This is a genomic window from Qipengyuania sp. SM2507 (genome assembly GCF_053714505.1).
Genome location: NZ_CM132307.1, coordinates 2,856,615 through 2,872,774 on the forward strand (window position 1 = coordinate 2,856,615; position 16,160 = coordinate 2,872,774).

General features: G+C 65.8%; 14 protein-coding genes. 8 read left to right on the forward strand and 6 right to left on the reverse strand.

Annotated features, from left to right (window positions below):
* Positions 1-168 precede the first annotated feature (168 nt).
* Together ACWIKC_RS13890 and ACWIKC_RS13895 are read left to right on the forward strand one after the other, a co-directional pair.
* Entirely contained in the window at positions 169-1,245 is a 1,077-nt protein-coding gene (locus tag ACWIKC_RS13890; RefSeq protein ID WP_454599508.1) for a M23 family metallopeptidase, read from the forward strand.
* 13 nt (positions 1,246-1,258) lie between these two features.
* Positions 1,259-1,666 (forward strand): bactofilin family protein, encoded by a 408-nt coding sequence (locus tag ACWIKC_RS13895; RefSeq protein WP_454598032.1) that lies wholly within the window; start codon positions 1,259-1,261, stop codon positions 1,664-1,666.
* 30 nt (positions 1,667-1,696) lie between these two features.
* On the opposite strand, the gene ACWIKC_RS13900 is transcribed toward ACWIKC_RS13895, so the two are convergent.
* From ACWIKC_RS13900 to ACWIKC_RS13920, 5 genes are all read right to left on the reverse strand, one after another.
* Complete coding sequence (locus ACWIKC_RS13900) at positions 1,697-3,391, reverse strand: AMP-binding protein (protein ID WP_454598033.1); 1,695 nt, start codon at positions 3,389-3,391, stop codon at positions 1,697-1,699.
* 85 nt (positions 3,392-3,476) lie between these two features.
* Positions 3,477-4,196, reverse strand: a complete 720-nt coding sequence (locus ACWIKC_RS13905) for a DUF1013 domain-containing protein (protein ID WP_454598034.1) — start codon at positions 4,194-4,196, stop codon at positions 3,477-3,479.
* Positions 4,197-4,294: 98 nt separating this feature from the next.
* Positions 4,295-5,356: a glycosyltransferase family 4 protein gene (locus tag ACWIKC_RS13910; RefSeq protein ID WP_454599509.1), complete on the reverse strand. Its 1,062-nt coding sequence runs from the start codon at positions 5,354-5,356 to the stop codon at positions 4,295-4,297.
* Positions 5,357-5,382: 26 nt separating this feature from the next.
* Entirely contained in the window at positions 5,383-6,279 is an 897-nt protein-coding gene (locus tag ACWIKC_RS13915; RefSeq protein WP_454598035.1) for a UDP-2,3-diacylglucosamine diphosphatase, read from the reverse strand.
* A 151-nt stretch (positions 6,280-6,430) separates the two neighbouring features.
* Positions 6,431-7,438 carry an NAD(P)H-quinone oxidoreductase gene (locus tag ACWIKC_RS13920; protein ID WP_454598036.1) on the reverse strand — a complete coding sequence of 336 codons (1,008 nt, stop codon included), beginning with the start codon at positions 7,436-7,438 and terminating at the stop codon, positions 6,431-6,433.
* Positions 7,439-7,539: 101 nt separating this feature from the next.
* Here ACWIKC_RS13920 and ACWIKC_RS13925 point away from each other — a divergent pair, with 101 nt between their 5' ends.
* The 6 genes from ACWIKC_RS13925 to ACWIKC_RS13950 all read left to right on the forward strand — a co-directional run bounded on the left by ACWIKC_RS13925 (position 7,540) and on the right by ACWIKC_RS13950 (position 15,530).
* Entirely contained in the window at positions 7,540-7,740 is a 201-nt protein-coding gene (locus tag ACWIKC_RS13925; protein ID WP_454598037.1) for a DUF1192 family protein, read from the forward strand.
* 156 nt (positions 7,741-7,896) lie between these two features.
* Positions 7,897-10,275 carry an ATP-dependent Clp protease ATP-binding subunit ClpA gene (gene clpA / locus ACWIKC_RS13930; RefSeq protein ID WP_454598038.1) on the forward strand — a complete coding sequence of 793 codons (2,379 nt, stop codon included), beginning with the start codon at positions 7,897-7,899 and terminating at the stop codon, positions 10,273-10,275.
* 133 nt (positions 10,276-10,408) lie between these two features.
* On the forward strand, positions 10,409-11,326 hold the full coding sequence (locus tag ACWIKC_RS13935; protein ID WP_454598039.1) for an ABC transporter ATP-binding protein: 918 nt from the start codon (positions 10,409-10,411) through the stop codon (positions 11,324-11,326).
* On the forward strand, positions 11,323-12,813 hold the full coding sequence (locus ACWIKC_RS13940; RefSeq protein ID WP_454598040.1) for an ABC transporter permease: 1,491 nt from the start codon (positions 11,323-11,325) through the stop codon (positions 12,811-12,813). The genes ACWIKC_RS13935 and ACWIKC_RS13940 overlap by 4 nt, the downstream gene beginning before the upstream one ends.
* A gap of 77 nt (positions 12,814-12,890) precedes the next feature.
* On the forward strand, positions 12,891-13,895 hold the full coding sequence (locus ACWIKC_RS13945) for a ligase-associated DNA damage response exonuclease (protein ID WP_454598041.1): 1,005 nt from the start codon (positions 12,891-12,893) through the stop codon (positions 13,893-13,895).
* Between the two features lie 15 nt (positions 13,896-13,910).
* Positions 13,911-15,530 carry a cisplatin damage response ATP-dependent DNA ligase gene (locus ACWIKC_RS13950; protein WP_454598042.1) on the forward strand — a complete coding sequence of 540 codons (1,620 nt, stop codon included), beginning with the start codon at positions 13,911-13,913 and terminating at the stop codon, positions 15,528-15,530.
* 60 nt (positions 15,531-15,590) lie between these two features.
* On the opposite strand, the gene ACWIKC_RS13955 is transcribed toward ACWIKC_RS13950, so the two are convergent.
* Positions 15,591-16,160: a gamma carbonic anhydrase family protein gene (locus ACWIKC_RS13955; RefSeq protein WP_454598043.1), complete on the reverse strand. Its 570-nt coding sequence runs from the start codon at positions 16,158-16,160 to the stop codon at positions 15,591-15,593.

Below are 16,160 nucleotides of genomic sequence, written 5' to 3' on the forward strand. Positions count from 1 at the left end.
CGCTTTGACCATTTCTGCGGGCTCAGATTCGCAAGGTCTAACAAACGCTGTTAGGTGACCGGGCGAGGGTCTGAAGTCCAAAAGACGGGGTCGAATTTGTCCGATAATACATCCGCTGGCGGCTGGTTTCGCCGCGTGCGCAGCTGGTTTCCCGACCGAGAATTCTTCATGCGCTCCGAAGGCCAGGTCCGCTTCGTGACCATCTCCTCGCGAGTCCAGATGGCCACCGCCGGTCTCGTTGCTGCCGCGCTGTTCGCCTTCGTCGGAACGATGGGGGCGATGAGCTGGTCGCAATATCGCGCCTCTTCCGATCGCGTCTTGCTCGCCCAGCGCGAGCACAAGGTCGCCGATTCCGAAGAGCGGCTGGCGAATTACCGCGACGATATCGACGAGGTCACCGACGATCTGCAGCGGCGGCAGAAATTCATCGAGGACATGGTCGCCTCGCTGCCTGCCGATGTGATCGTGCCCGCGGAAAGCGAAGCCGATACCGAAGCCGCCGCCACCGTCGAAAAGGTCTCGATGGCGGTTCCCGAAGCCGCCGAATTGGCCACGATCGAAGCGCGCCAGCTTGCCTTCGTCGAAGGCATGACGCGTTTTGCAGATCAACGCGCCACTCGCGCCGCCGCCGCTCTGCGCACGCTCGGGCTCGACCCCGACATCGTGTTGCGCCGTGCCGAGCGCGAGGCGATGGGTGGTCCGCTCGAGCGGCTGACCACCGGCAGCGATGACGATCTCGATCCGCGCTTCGAACGGCTCGGCCTTAGCCTCGCGCGGATGAGCGCGCTCGAAACCTCGCTCGACGCGCTGCCGCAGGTCAAGCCTGCCAACACCAGACTGTCCTCGGGCTTCGGTTTCCGCCGCGATCCCTTCAACGGCCGCGGCGCGATGCACAGCGGGCTCGATTTCAGCGGCCCGCAGGGCACGCCGATCGCCGCCGCATCCAAGGGCCGGGTCAGCTTCGTCGGCCGCAAGTCCGGCTATGGCAACACGGTCGAGATCGATCACGGCGGCGGGCTGATGACGCGCTACGCGCATCTTTCCGCGTTCAAGGTCCGCGCCGGCCAGCAGGTCGAGGCCGGGACCGCGATCGCCGCGATGGGCAGCACAGGGCGCTCGACCGGTTCGCACCTCCATTTCGAAGTCCGCATCGACGGCCGGGCCGTCAATCCCCGCCCATTCCTGGAGACGGCTCCCAATGTTCTCAAAGAAGTCCGACGCGCGTCCGCTCGCGCCAGCCGCTAGAACCGAGAGACCCATGGCAACGCGCAATTCATCCTCGACCTTCTCGGTCATCGGCACGGACATTGCGATCCGTGGCAATATCGAGGCTTCCGCCGACCTGCATATCGACGGCTCGGTGGAAGGCGACATCGCCTGCTCCGCGCTGGTCCAGGGCGAAGGCAGCACGATCACCGGCGCGGTGACGGCCGAGACCGCCCGTCTGGCGGGAACGGTCAACGGATCGATCTCGGCGCGCGAACTTGTGATCCTAAAATCCGCCCGAATCGATGGTGACGTCCATTACGACGCACTGACGATCGAGCAGGGGGCCCAGGTCGAGGGCCGCTTCGCGCCGCGCGCGACCGGGAAGGCCGTACCGGCTGGCACCGAGCATCACGACGCTACCAACAGCGACGAGCCCAAGCTCGCCATCGCCCAGTAATAGCGAGCTGAAGTAAGGCCGGGCTGAAATCTAGTCGGGCAGGACCTCGGCGCGCAGCGCCTTGCGATCGAGCTTGCCGATCATCGTCTTGGGCAGGTTCGCGCGGATGATGACGTCTTCCACCCGCTCGTGCTTACCGACGCGTGCGTTGAGCCACTCCTTCAACTCGCCGCCGGCGGGCGCCGCGACATCCTCGGCTTGGTTGAGCGTCACATAGGCCATCGGGTGTTCGCCGAGATACGGGTCGGGATGGCCGATCACCAGCGCCTCCTTCACCTGCGGATGTTCAAGCAGCACCGCCTCGACCTGGCTCGGGAAGACCTTGAACCCGCCGACCGCGATCATGTCCTTGATCCGGTCGACGATCGCCAGGAAACCGTCCTCGTCGATGGTCGCGACATCGCCGGTGCGCAGCCAGCTTTGGCCGTCATGCTCGGCAAAGGCGCTGGCCTGCGTGTCGGGTCGGTTCCAATAGCCCTGCATGATCTGCGGTCCGCGGATAACCAGTTCGCCCGGCGAGCCATCGGGCGCGATCCGCGTCGGGTCTTCCTTGTCGAGCAGCATCACCTGCGTCGCGGGAAGCGGCTGACCGATCGTGCCGTGCTTGCGCAGGCCCTCGTAGGGGTTGGTCGAGACCACGCCCGAGCTCTCGGTCAGGCCGTAGCCCTCGACCAGCCGCACCCCGGTCGCGCTCTCGAACTTTTCGCGCAACGGCCCGGGCATTGGCGCTCCGCCCGAAATGCAGATCCGCAGCGAGGACCAGTCGGTCTTGGCGAAATCCTTGTGGTCGAGCAGCGCCTGGAACATCGTCGGCACGCCGGGAAAGGCGACCGGCTTGGTACGCGAAATAGTTTTGAGCACCTGTCCCGGATCGAAGCGCGGAACCAGCACCATCGCCCCGCCCCGCACCACCGTGCGGTTGAGCACGCAGGTGTTGGCGAAAACGTGGAACAGCGGCAGCCCGCCCATCACGATATCGGCCCGCTCGCGATCGAAGGGATCGATCATATCGACCTGGATTGCGTTGCTCGACAGATTCGCGTGCGAGAGCATAGCCCCCTTGGGCGTGCCGGTGGTGCCGCCGGTGTATTGCAACAGCGCCAGATCGCCGGTTTCGAGCGCGGGGAGCAGGCTTTGGGTGTCGGACAGCCAGTCGCGGTAGCGAGCGACATCGGCGCGATCGGGGATGGCGGCGATCTGGCTGCGGCGCAATAGGCGCAGCGCGAGGCTCTTCACCATCGGCAGCATGTCGGAGAGCTTCGCCACCGCCAGCATCTCGAGCGAGGAGCCGTCGAGCACCTTCATCGCGGTCGGCAGCAACGCGGGCGCATCGAGCGTGACCAGCAGCCGCGTGCCCGAATCCTCCACCTGCTGGGCGAGCTCCTCGACCGTGTAGAGTGGCGAGAAATTGACCACCACCGCGCCCGCCATCATCGCCCCGTAATAGGCCGAGACATAGGCGGGGACATTGGGGAGGAAGAGACCGACCCGATCGCCACGGGAGATGCCGCGCGCGATCAGCCCGTAGGCGAAGCGCCGCGCCTCGGCGAAAATCTCGCGGTAGCTGTAGTCGCGCCCGAGAAACTCGACCAGCAGCGCATCCGGGCGCGCTTCGGCCTGGCGCTGCAGGATGGCGTGGAGCAGCTCGGGCACGACCTCGGTTTCCCAAGGGTGGGCATGGCCGTAAGTTGCCGGAACGGGCGGAAAAAGCTTATTGACAGTCATGTCAATAGCATGACGCGCCCGCCTTCAAAGGCAAGCGAAAAGGCAGGCAGTCGCGGGCCCGCCGCGCTTAGCTTGCGGGCCCAAATCAGCCCTGCCCTTCGCCGGTGGCTTCCTCGGCGCGCTTGTTCTCGAGCCAGGCGGCGGCTTCGGCTTCCTGCGCGGCTTCGGCGGCGGCCTTCTGGTTGGAATCGCGTTCGGCGCGCAGTTCCTCGATCAGCTTCTCGCGATCGCTGGTGCCGGGGACGACGATCTCGGGCTCGGGGGCATCCGCGTCGGTGACGATCGACTTGGCCGCCTTGGCGACCACCGCGTCGAGCTCGCGCTGCGAACACAGGCCCAGCGTCACGGGATCCTTGGGCTGGATGTTCTGGATGTTCCAGTGCGACCGCTCGCGGATCGCGCCGATGGTGTTGCGCGTGGTGCCGATCAGCTTCGAGATCTGCGCATCGGAGATTTCCGGGTGGTTGCGCAGGATCCAGGCGATGCCGTCGGGCTTGTCCTGGCGCTTGGATACCGGGGTGTAGCGGGGCCCCTTGGTGCGGGTCACTTCGACCGGAGCGCGCTGCATCTTGAGCTCGTAGCCGGCATCCGCCTGCCCGCGCTCAATCTCTTCCTGCGTCAACTCGCCGGCATGGACCGGATCGCGACCGGTGTATTTCGAGCTCGCCAGATCGTCCGCCATGGCCTGGACCTCAAGGATGTGCAGGCCGCAGAACTGGGCGATCTGCTCGAAGGCCAGGCCGGTGTTGTCGACCAGCCAGGTGGCGGTCGCATGCGGCATGAGCGGTTTGGGTTGGTCGGCCATTGGGCAAACTTTCGCTGGACTGAAAATAGAAGGGCCGCCCCTTTCGGAGCGGCCGCTGGAACGTCTTTCTACGCCACAAACGGGCGTTGGGCAAGCGTTCAGGCCTCTTTGGCCTGGACCTCCATCGCGGCGAGGCCGGCGAGAAACTGGCGCGTCGCCACAGCCCAGCTGAAACCCGCCCCGAATTGCGCGCAGGCGCGGCGGTCGCGAGTGAGCGCGGCGGCGATCGCCTGGTCGAGATCCTCGCTCATCGTGCCAACCTCGCCGGACAGGATGTCGCGTGGGCCAGCGACCGGATAGGCCGCCACCGGGGTGCCGCAGGCAAGCGCCTCGATCATCACCAGTCCGAAGGTGTCGGTGCGGCTGGGGAAGACGAACACATCGGCCCCCGCATAGCACCCGGCGAGCGACGCGCCGCTGCGCCGTCCGAGAAAGGCTGCTTCCGGATAGTGCGCCTTCAGCCGCTCGAGCGAGGGCCCGTCGCCAACCACCACCTTGCTGCCGGGATGGGAATTGGCGAGAAACGCCTCGATGTTCTTCTCGACCGCGACCCGCCCGACATAGAGCTGGATCGGGCGTGGCAGACCGGCGAATTCGGTCGCGGGTGGCACCTCCGGCGAAAAGCAGGCGAGATCGACCCCGCGGCTCCAGTGATGGAGCTGGTTTAGCCCCTGCGCGCGCAATTCCTCGCGGATGCTCTCCGTCGCGACCAGAATACGCCGCGCCGGTCCGTGGAACCAGCGGATGTAGCGCCAGAACCAGCTGGCTGGCAGATGCGTGCGCTTGGCGAGATAGTCGGGAAACTGCGTATGATAGGCGGTGGTGAAGCGCACCCCCGCCTTCGTGCAGTAGCGCCGTGCCGCCAGCCCGAGCGTACCTTCCGTGGCGATATGGATAGCATTGGGCGCGAAATCGCGCAGCCGCGACGCCACCGCGCCCGGGCGGGTCAGCGCCAGCCGGATCTCGGGATAGGTCGGACAGGGCATGGAGGTAAACTGATCGGGAGAGACCACCATCACCTCGTGCCCCAGCGCGCGCAGATGGTCGCAGGTGGTGGTCAGCGTGCGGACGACGCCGTTCATCTGCGGCAGCCAGGCATCGGTGACGATCGCTATGCGCTCGGGTCCAAGCCGCACGGGGCCGGGCGCAAACCGCGGCATTTCGCCGCCGGCGAGATCGCTGCGCTTCACGCCGCTTCCAGCGTCTCGGCCGGTTCCGGCTCAGGCGCAGGCTCCGCGAGCGGCTCGCGCTTGGCGATCTCGTCGGGCCAGTGGAGAATTTCCATCGTGCCGTCGAAATGCTCGACCAGCGCGTTGCATCCTTCGACCCAATCGCCATCGTTGTAATAGGAGATGCCGTCGAAATCGCGCATCTCGGCGGTGTGGATATGGCCGCAGACCACCCCATCGACGCCGCGTTCGGATGCCGCGCGGGCGACCACCTCCTCGTATTTGGAGATGAACTCGACCGCGTTCTTGACCTTGTGCTTGGCCGCCTTGGACAGCGACCAATAGGGCAGCCCGAGCCCGTTGCGGACCGCATTCACCCAGCCGTTGAGGCCCATCATCACATGGTAGAGCGCGTCGCCGACGGAGGCGAGCCAGCGGTGCGCCAGCATGATGGTGTCGAATTCGTCGCCATGCAGCACCAGCAGCTGGCGCTTGTCGGCGGTGGTGTGGACATCCGCCCGCTTGATCTCGACCCCGCCGAAATTCATGCCGCAGAAGGGGCGCACCATCTCGTCGTGATTGCCGGGGATATAGACGATCCGTGTGCCGCGCCGCGCCCGCTTGAGCACCCGCCAGACGATGTCGTTGTGCTCGGGCGGCCAGTAGAACTTCTTCTTCAGCCGCCAGCCGTCGATGATATCGCCCACCAGATACATCGTCTCGCTATCGGTGTGGTCGAGGAAATCGATCAGCATCGCCGCGTTGCAGCCCTTGGTGCCCAGGTGGACATCGCTGATCCAGATGGTGCGGAATTTGCGCCGTTCGCCCAGCGTGCGTTCGGGCACGACCGGCTGGGCGATCGGGAAACTGGTGACGTTGGCGAGGCTGGCGAGATCGGTAGGCAGTTGCGTCATTGCGCACGTCCCTTCCTGCAAGAGCTGCCTACCCTTGCACGGGTATTGTTACAGGCGATTCACAGTTCGGTGACGGGCCGGGGTCAATGTTGCGGTTTGGAGGCGCTGCGGAGATCGGGCACGGCGGCCGGTATTGCTATCCAGGATGCGCTCAAGCTCCTGTTTCGAGGACGATCTTGCCGATGTGATCGCCCGCTTCCATCCGCGTATGGGCTTCGGCGGCCTGTTCAAGCGGAAAGATTTGATCCATCACCGGGCGGATGGTGCCGTCTTCGAACAGCGGCCAGGCGTGGTTGTGGATCTCGTCGGCTAGCAGCGCCTTGAACTCGTCCGGCCGCGCGCGCAGCGTCGACCCGGTCAGCGTGTGACGCTTGCCCATCACCTTGGCCATGTTGATTTCGGCCTTGAGCCCGCCCAGCACCGCGATGGTGACGTGGCGCCCGTCCTCGGCGAGGCAATCGAGATTGCGCTGGACGTATTCGCCCGAGACCATGTCGAGCACCACATCCGCGCCCTTCCCATCGGTGAACTGGCGGACGTGCTCGACGAAATCCTTGGTCTTGTAGTTGATCGCCAGATCGGCACCGATCTCGCGTGCGGCGGCGCATTTCTCGTCGCTGCCGCACGTGGTGACGATGGTCAGCCCGAAGGCCTTGCCGAGCATGATCGCCATGGTGCCGATCCCGCTGGTGCCGCCGTGGACCAGCAAAGTCTCGCCCTCGCGCGCCCAACCGCGCTCGAACACGTTGTGCCACACGGTGAACAGCGTTTCCGGGATCGCGGCGGCTTCCGCCATCGACATGCTCTCGGGGATGTGGAGGCAATGCGTCGCCTGGGCGAGGCAATACTGCGCATAGCCGCCACCGGTAACCAGCGCGCAGACCGGCTGGTTGAGCAGTTCGGGCGGGACATCGGGACCGACTGCGACCACCGTTCCGGAAATTTCCAGTCCGGGGATCGGCGAGGCGCCGGGCGGTGGCGGGTAGAAGCCCTGGCGCTGGATGACATCGGGCCGATTGACCCCGGCATGGCTGACCGCGATCAGCACCTGCCCGGCTTCGGGGCGCGGAACCGGGAGCTTCTCGGCGCGCAGCACCTCGGGTTTGCCCGGCTCGTCGTAGCCGATGGCCGTCATCTCGTCCGGAATTGTATCGCCCATGTGCCCCCAGCCTGTCTTGTCGATTTGATGTATCGCGCGCCGCTGCGCACCGCAACCGAACCATTGACAGCTATGCGCCGCAAAGGCGATGATGCGTTGCAATGGATCCCGAGGACAGACCAAGGCCCCGCGGCGATGCCGCCGACCGCCTCGCAACCGAGGATCTGGACCCCTATTCGCAGGATGAGCTGACGACGCGGATCGCGCAACTCGAAGCCGAGATCGCCCGCGTCACCCGCCATCGCGACAATGCCACCGCGCATCGCGCCGCCGCCGACGCGCTGTTCGGGAAAAAGGATTGAACGATTCCAAAACGATGGTGGGGGGACTCAAAATAGCCGCAAAATTCCCCATATTCGCTATCGTGATACAGCCCCGGTCGGATTTGCCGGCCTAGGCTTTTGCCCCTCTCGCGGCGCGGGTCCTGCAGCGCCTCCGAGATTAGCGAAAGAGACCGAATGCCCAGCTTTGCGCAAAATCTAGAGAAGACCCTCCACCAGGCGCTCGCCGATGCCTCCGAACGTCGCCATGAATATGCGACGCTCGAACATCTGCTGCTGGCGCTGGTCGAGGACGAGGATGCGAAACAGGTGATGTTGGCCTGCGGGGTCGAAATCGCCGAGCTCGGCGCGGCGGTGCGCCAATATCTCGACCAGGAATATCAGTCACTCAAATCCGACGACGATGCCGATCCGCAGCCAACCGCCGGGTTCCAGCGCGTGGTCCAGCGCGCGATCCTCCATGTCCAGTCCTCGGGCAAGGACACGGTTACCGGCGCCAATGTGCTGGTCGCGCTGTTCTCCGAACGCGACAGCTATGCGGTCTATTTCCTCCAGCAGCAGGACATGAGCCGGCTCGATGCGGTGAGCTTCATCAGCCACGGCATCGGCAAGGGCGGCAAGCAGATCGAGGCCAACTCGGCCAAGGGCGCTGACGAGGCGCGCGGCGGCGATGAAGCCGCCAAGGAAAGCAACAAGAAGGAAACCGCGCTCGACCAGTTCACGGTAAACCTCAACAAGCGCGCCGAAAACGGCAAGATCGATCCACTGATCGGCCGCGGTCCCGAGGTCGATCGGACGATCCAGATCCTGTGTCGTCGCAGCAAGAACAACCCGCTCTATGTCGGCGATCCGGGCGTCGGCAAGACCGCCATCGCCGAAGGGCTGGCGCGCAAGATCGTCGAAGGCGAAGTGCCCGATGTGCTGCTCGATGCGGTGATCTATTCGCTCGACATGGGCTCTCTGCTCGCGGGCACGCGCTATCGCGGCGATTTCGAGGAGCGGCTCAAGCAGGTCGTGTCCGAGCTCGAGGAAATGCCCGAGGCGATCCTGTTTATTGATGAAATACATACGGTGATCGGCGCGGGTGCCACCAGCGGCGGAGCGATGGATGCGTCCAACCTGCTCAAGCCCGCGCTGTCGGGCGGGACAATCCGCTGCATCGGTTCGACCACCTACAAGGAGTTCCGCAACCATTTCGAGAAGGACCGCGCGCTGCTGCGCCGGTTCCAGAAGATCGATGTCAACGAGCCTACCGTCGAGGACACGATCAAGATCCTGAAAGGTCTGCGCAGCGCCTTCGAGGACCATCACAAGGTCAAATATACTCCCGACGCGATCAAGACCGCAGTCGAGCTCTCGGCGCGTTACATCAACGACCGCAAGCTTCCCGACAAGGCGATCGATGTGATCGACGAGGTCGGAGCGATGCAGATGCTGGTGCCGCCGAGCCGCCGCAAGAAAAAGATCACCGCCAAGGAGATCGAGGCGGTGATCGCGACCATGGCGCGTATCCCCCCCAAATCGGTCAGTTCGGACGACAAGCGCGCGCTCGAGAACCTCGAACGCGATCTCAAGCATGTCGTCTTCGGGCAGGACCCGGCGGTCAAGAAGCTCTCGACCGCGATGAAGCTCAGCCGCGCAGGTCTGCGCGATCCCGACAAGCCGATCGGCAGCTTCCTGTTCTCGGGCCCCACCGGGGTCGGCAAGACCGAGGTCGCGCGCCAGCTCGCCAGCATCATGGGGATCGAGCTCAAGCGCTTCGACATGTCCGAATATATGGAACGCCACAGCGTTTCGCGGCTGATCGGCGCGCCTCCGGGCTATGTCGGCTACGATCAGGGTGGCCTGCTCACCGATGCGATCGACCAGAACCCGCATTGCGTGCTGCTGCTCGACGAGATCGAGAAGGCGCATCCCGACCTGTTCAACATCCTGCTGCAGGTGATGGATAATGGCCGGCTGACCGATCACCACGGCAAGACGGTCGATTTCCGTAACGTCGTGCTGATCATGACCACCAACGCCGGCGCCGCCGATATGGCGAGCCAGGGTATCGGCTTCGGCAATGTCAGCAAGGAGGATGCCAGCGAGGAAGCGGTGAAGCGGATGTTCACACCCGAATTCCGCAACCGGCTCGATGCGATCGTGCCCTTCGCCTATCTCGGCAAGGACACCGTAGGCCGCGTGGTCGACAAGTTCATCCTCCAGCTCGAACTCCAGCTTGCCGAACAGAATGTCGATATCCAGTTCGACAAGGCGGCGCGCGAGTGGCTCGGCGACAAGGGCTACGACCGCCTCTATGGCGCGCGCCCGATGAGCCGGCTGATCCAGGACCGGATCAAGCAGCCGCTCGCCGAGGAGCTGTTGTTCGGCAAGCTGGCCGATGGCGGCGAAGTGCACGTCAGCGTCAAGGACGACAAGCCGTCCTTCGAACTCACCCCCGCCCCGCCCAAGGCCAAGCGCAAACCGCCGAGCCGCAAGAAGGCGGTAAAGAAGCCTGCGGTCGACAAGCCCGATGCCGCGGCGAGCGAGAGCAAGGACGACAGCGAGGTCTGAGCGAAGCGGATAGTAGCGCGGCGGTGAGGTCCGGCGGTTCGTCGGTCTTTCCATGCGCTCGGCAGAGGAATGCCTTGCCGCCGCGCCCCCTTCGCGGGCATGACCGCCCCGGTTCAAGGGGGGACAAGCCAGAATGCCGGTACTCGAGGTCGAAAGGCTAACGAAACGCTTTGGCGAGGTGCTCGCGGTCGACGATCTGAGCTTCGCGGTCCAGCCGGGGGAAATCTTCGGCTTTCTCGGCGGCAATGGCGCCGGCAAGACCACCACGCTGCGGATGGTGCTCGACATCATCCGCCCAAGCTCGGGGCGGATTGCGGTGTTCGGCAGCGCTCCCGACAAACGCAACACCGCCGCGATCGGCTTCCTGCCCGAGGAACGCGGGCTTTACGGCCATATGAGCGCGATCGACACGATCGTCTATTTCGCACGGCTCAAGGGAATGGACGCCGGCGAGGCCCGCGGCCGGGGGCTCGAGCTGCTCGAACGCTTCGATCTCGCCGACCGCGCCACCGCCAAGATTTCCGACATGTCCAAGGGCATGGCGCAAAAGGTCCAGCTCGCCACCGCGCTGGTCAACCGCCCCGAACTGCTGATGCTCGACGAGCCCTTTTCTGGCCTCGATCCGGTCAACCAAGGGCTGCTCGAGGACGAGATCCTGCGCGCTTCCGAGCGCGGTGCGGCGGTGATCTTCTCCACCCATGTGATGCAGCACGCCGAGCGGCTGTGCGACCGGCTGCTGCTGCTGCGCAAGGGCCACAAGCGCTTCGAGGGCACGCTCGACGAGGCGCGCGCGACGCTGCCTGCGCGGATCATCGCGGTGGCACCGCGCAGCATCGCCGCGGTCGCGGGCGTGGGCCATGCCGAACCTGTCGAGGACCTCGGCGCGGGCTGGCACGAATGGGCCATCACGCTGGCGCCGGACGCTGAGGTCGGCGAGGTACTGGAACGCTGCACCAGCACCGGCGTGCCGCTGCGCCGCTTCGAGGAGCGGCGCGCCAATCTCCACGATGTCTTCGTTTCGCTTGTCGGAACCGCGGAGGTCCAGCCATGAATCGTTCCAGCATCATGCTCGTGGCCGGGCGCGAGTTCCGCCAGATCGCCGCGATGAAGAGCTTCTGGCTGACGCTGCTGCTCGTGCCGATCGCGCTGGCGCTGGGGCCTATCGTCGGCCAGGCGCTCGACGACGACGAGGCGACCCGCGTGGTCGTGCTCGACCGTTCGGGGGGCACCGCGCGCGCCGCGATCGTGGACCGTTTCGAGTTCGAGGAAGACCGCTATCGGCTGAGTGCGCTGTCGCGTTACGTCCGCCGTCACGGGCTCGAGGAGGCCGACCCGCAGGCCCCATGGGCGCAGCACGACCGCTGGTACACCGCCGCCGATGTTGCCGCGTTCCGCGCGCGTGGCGGAATGGAAGCCGCGATTGCCGCGCTCGATGCGGTCAAGCCCGAGGAAACTGCCAGTTTCGAAGTGCCGGAGCCGCAATATGAATTTCCCGAAGCGCCCGAGACGCTCGTCTCGGCAAGCGACGAGCAGCTGGACGCGCGAGTCGACGCGCTGCTGGATTCCGAGGGCGACGAGGAAGTGGCGACGGTGGTGATGATCGGGCGCGACTATCCCGCCGATCCCACGATCCGGCTGTGGTCCAACGAACAGCCCTCGACGGGCTTCGTTACCGTGCTGCAGGATGTGCTGACCGGCGATCTGCGCCAGCGGCTGCTTACCGGTCGCGGTCTTTCGCCGCAGGAGGCGATGGCGATCCAGTCGGCCGCGCCCGCCATCGCGGTGACCACCCCGCCGCCGGGCGGCGGCGCGCGCGAGGCGCTGCTGATCCGTTCGATCGTCCCGCTGGCGCTGGCCTATATCCTGATGATGAGCCTGATGCTGTCGGGCAGCTGGATGCTGCAGGGTTCGGTCGAGGAACGCTCGAACAAGCTGCTCGAATCTCTGCTCGCCTGCATCCGCCCCGAGGAACTAATGTATGGCAAGCTGCTCGGCGCGCTGGCGGTCGGCCTGTCGATGATCCTGGTCTGGCTCGGCTGCGCCGCGGTGGTGGCCTTCGCCACCCATGGCGCGATCGCCGACATGATCCGCCCCGCGCTCGCCCCGCTGACCTCGCCCGGGATCATCCTCGCGATGATCTATTTCTTCCTCGCCGGTTATATCGCGATCTCGATCCTGTTCGTCGCGATTGGCGCGCTGGCCGATTCGATGAGCGAGGCGCAGGGCTATCTGATGCCGGTCCTGCTCGCGATCCTGCTGCCGATCACCTTGCTGCTCCAGGCGATCGTGATGGGGGAGACCGGCTTCTTGGTGCAGGTGCTGACCTGGGTCCCTCTGTGGACGCCCTTCGCGGTGCTGGCGCGGCTGGGAGCGGGGATCGAGATGTGGGAAATCGTCGGCGCGGGTGTGTTGCTAGCCGGCTTCGTCTGGCTCGAGATCGTTTTTCTCGGACGATTGTTCCGCGCCAGCCTGCTGTCGCAAGGGCAGAAACCCGGTCTGAAGCAACTCTTCGAGCGCTTCCGCGCCGCGCCCGAATAGGGAGGCCAAAGCTTGGCTGACCGCAAAGCCGAGGGTACGGGCGGGAACGCTCGCCCCGCCCCGGGTTTGAGTTGAGGATGGCAGCGCCCTTTTCCTGGATCCGGCCCGAACCGCACGGGATCCATGTCGGCCCCGCGGATTGCTGGATCGATCCCTCGCGCGCGGTCGACCGCGCGCTGGTGACGCATGGCCATGCCGATCACGCGCGCGGCGGGCACGGCCAGACCGTCGCCACCCCCGCGACGCTGGCAATCATGGATCTGCGCTACAACACGCGCGAGGGCGCGACCCCGGTCGAATATGGCGAGACGATCCGCCTGCCTGGCGGGGTCGATGCGACCTATATCCCCGCAGGCCATGTACTCGGCAGCGCGCAGATCCTGCTCGAGCACGCGGGCGAACGGGTGGTGGTGACCGGTGATTACAAGCGCCGCGCCGATCCCACCTGCCCGCCCTTCGAAGTCACCAAATGCGACATCTTCATCACCGAAGCGACCTTCGGCCTGCCGGTGTTCTGTCACCCGCCAATCGCCGAGGAGATGCGCAAGCTGCTCGACCGGCTGGCGGCGCACCCGGACGCCTGCGTGCTGGTGGGCGCCTATGCGCTGGGCAAGGCGCAGCGGGTGATCGCAGAACTACGCGCCGCGGGCCATCACGACCCGATCTATCTCCACGGCGCGATGGAGCGGATGTGCCGTCTCTACGAGGAACACGGCGTGGCGCTGGGCGAATTGCGGCTGGTGGCGGACCACACCAAGGACGAGATGCGCGGGAGCATCGTGATCTGCCCGCCCTCGGCGCTCAACGACCGCTGGAGCCGCCGCCTGCCCGCGCCGATCACCGCGATGGCGAGCGGCTGGATGCGCGTGCGCCAGCGCGCCCGCCAGCGCAATGTCGAGCTGCCGCTGGTGATTTCCGACCACGCCGACTGGGGCGAGCTGACCCGGACGATCGAGGAGGTCGATGCGCAGGAGAACTGGATCACTCATGGGCGCGAAGATGCGCTGCTGCGCTGGTGCCAGCTCCACCAACGGCGAGCGCGGGCACTGGCACTGGTAGGGTATGAGGACGAGGATGATTGAGGTGAGGCTGCACTAATGGAAGCCTTCGCCGCCCTGATCGACGCGCTGGTCTACACCCGCAGCCGCAACGAGAAGCTGCGGCTGATCGCCGAGTACCTGCGCGACACCCCCGATCCCGATCGCGGCTGGGCGCTGGCGGCACTGGCCGACGGGCTCGACTTTCCGGCGGTCAAGTCGGGGACGATCCGCACCCTGCTCAAGGAGCGCGTCGATCCGGTGCTGTGGACGCTGAGCCGCGATTTTGTCGGCGACACCGCCGAGACCGCCAGCCTGTTGTGGCCCGCGCCCGCAGCGGCGCCGTCGCCACCGGGGGTTAGCGAGGCCGTCGCGCTGCTCACCGCGATGAACCGCAAGAGCGTGCTCACCGAACTGCCGAGCCTGCTCGACCGGCTCGACGCCGACGGGCGCTACGCGCTGCTCAAGCTCGCCACCGGGGGAATGCGGATCGGGATTTCAAGTCGCCTCGCCAAGACCGCCTTCGCGCAGGCCTTCGCGGTGCCGGTCGACGAGGTCGAGGAATATTGGCACGGGCTCGATGCGCCCTATGCGCAATTGTTCGCCTGGGCCGCCGATGGCGACCCCGCCCCCGACATCGCCAATCTGCCCACCTTCCGCCCCTTCATGCTCGCGCATCCTCTCGAGGATGGCACGGTCGATCTGGCGGATTACGCCGCCGAATGGAAATGGGACGGCATCCGCGTCCAATTGGTGCGCGCGGGGCAAGGCGATGCCGCGCAGACGCGGCTGTTCTCGCGCTCGGGCGACGATATTTCGGCCACCTTCCCCGAACTGCTCGATCAGTTGCCCTTCCCCGCGGTGCTCGACGGCGAGCTGCTGGTGCGCGGCTCGGCGCAGGGCGGCGAGGAGAACGAACGCACGCAGGGCGGCGCGGCGAGCTTCAACGCGCTCCAGCAGCGGCTCGGGCGCAAGACGGTGAGCAAGAAAATGCTCGCCGAGGCGCCCGCCTTCGTGCGACTCTACGATGCGCTGCTGGTCGAGGGCGAGGACTGGCGCCCGTTGCCGTGGAGTGAACGCCGCGCGCGGCTCGAGACGCTGATGAAGCGGCTCCCTGTCAGCCATTTCGACCTGAGCAAAGTGGTCGAGGCGCGCGATTTCGACCACCTGGCGCAGATCCGCGAGGGGAGTCGCGAGGAGGCGATCGAAGGGCTGATGCTCAAGCGCCGCGACAGTCCCTATATCGCCGGACGCCGCACCGGATTGTGGTACAAATGGAAGCGCGACCCGCTGCTGGTCGATTGCGTGCTGATGTATGCGCAGCGCGGCAGCGGCAAGCGCTCGAGCTTCTATTCGGACTACACCTTCGGCTGCTGGGACGGCGACCCCGATGCCGGCGCCGAGCTGCTCCCGGTCGGCAAGGCCTATTCGGGCTTCACCGACGAGGAGCTGAAGAAGCTCGACCGCCACGTTCGCGGCAACACGGTCAAGCGCTTCGGGCCGGTGCGCGAGACCGACAAGAGCCTGGTGTTCGAGGTCGCCTTCGACAGCGTTCACGCCAGCAAGCGCCACAAATCAGGCCTCGCGATGCGCTTCCCGCGGATTCACCGCATCCGCTGGGACAAGCCCGCGCATGAGGCTGACCGGATCGCGGCGCTGCAGACGCTGATCAGGGATTGAGGCGAGAGCGAGAAAGTCGCGCGGCGCAGCTTGCGACAGCGTGACGCCAACGACCCGACGCTAGTCCTCTGCTGCGGCGAGCGCGTCGCGGTGATGCTTCGCGTTCTCGGAATAATGCACCACCCCCGCGCGCATCCCCATGATCGCAGCGTCGGTCAGCTCTTTCATCGGCTTGGCCGGGCGGCCCGCCCAAAGCGAGCGCGGTTCCATCACCTTGCCCTCGGTCAGCATCGCGCCCGCTGCCAACATGGCGTCACTGCCGATCACCGATTTGTTCATCGCGATCGCCCCCAGGCCCACAAAGCCGCGGTCGGCAATGGTGCAGCCATGGCACATCGCCATATGGCCGATCAGCACATCGCTGCCGATCTCCAGCGGCGAGCCCTCGGGGTCGCCCGGGCGCGGCGGGTCGCAATGGAGCACGCTGCCGTCCTGGACATTGGTTCGCTCGCCGATGCGGATGGTGAAGACATCGGCGCGAAGCACGCAATTGTACCAGATCGAGCTGCCCTCGCCGATCTCGACATCGCCGATGATGGTGCAGCCCGGCGCGATGAAGACGCTTTCGTGGATCTTCGGGGTCTTGCCGTGGATCGGGACGATGCGGACGCCGGGCCGGTGGATGCTCAT

Bases quoted from the DNA above. Each gene is read 5' to 3' on its own strand.
- ACWIKC_RS13890 (WP_454599508.1), top strand. From the start codon at position 169: ATGCGCTCCGAAGGCCAGGTCCGCTTCGTGACCATCTCCTCGCGAGTC.
- ACWIKC_RS13895 (WP_454598032.1), top strand. From the start codon at position 1,259: ATGGCAACGCGCAATTCATCCTCGACCTTCTCGGTCATCGGCACGGAC.
- ACWIKC_RS13900 (WP_454598033.1), bottom strand. From the start codon at position 3,391: ATGACTGTCAATAAGCTTTTTCCGCCCGTTCCGGCAACTTACGGCCAT.
- ACWIKC_RS13905 (WP_454598034.1), bottom strand. From the start codon at position 4,196: ATGGCCGACCAACCCAAACCGCTCATGCCGCATGCGACCGCCACCTGG.
- ACWIKC_RS13910 (WP_454599509.1), bottom strand. From the start codon at position 5,356: ATGCCGCGGTTTGCGCCCGGCCCCGTGCGGCTTGGACCCGAGCGCATA.
- ACWIKC_RS13915 (WP_454598035.1), bottom strand. From the start codon at position 6,279: ATGACGCAACTGCCTACCGATCTCGCCAGCCTCGCCAACGTCACCAGT.
- ACWIKC_RS13920 (WP_454598036.1), bottom strand. From the start codon at position 7,438: ATGGGCGATACAATTCCGGACGAGATGACGGCCATCGGCTACGACGAG.
- ACWIKC_RS13925 (WP_454598037.1), top strand. From the start codon at position 7,540: ATGGATCCCGAGGACAGACCAAGGCCCCGCGGCGATGCCGCCGACCGC.
- clpA (WP_454598038.1), top strand. From the start codon at position 7,897: ATGCCCAGCTTTGCGCAAAATCTAGAGAAGACCCTCCACCAGGCGCTC.
- ACWIKC_RS13935 (WP_454598039.1), top strand. From the start codon at position 10,409: ATGCCGGTACTCGAGGTCGAAAGGCTAACGAAACGCTTTGGCGAGGTG.
- ACWIKC_RS13940 (WP_454598040.1), top strand. From the start codon at position 11,323: ATGAATCGTTCCAGCATCATGCTCGTGGCCGGGCGCGAGTTCCGCCAG.
- ACWIKC_RS13945 (WP_454598041.1), top strand. From the start codon at position 12,891: ATGGCAGCGCCCTTTTCCTGGATCCGGCCCGAACCGCACGGGATCCAT.
- ACWIKC_RS13950 (WP_454598042.1), top strand. From the start codon at position 13,911: ATGGAAGCCTTCGCCGCCCTGATCGACGCGCTGGTCTACACCCGCAGC.
- ACWIKC_RS13955 (WP_454598043.1), bottom strand. From the start codon at position 16,160: ATGAGCATCCACCGGCCCGGCGTCCGCATCGTCCCGATCCACGGCAAG.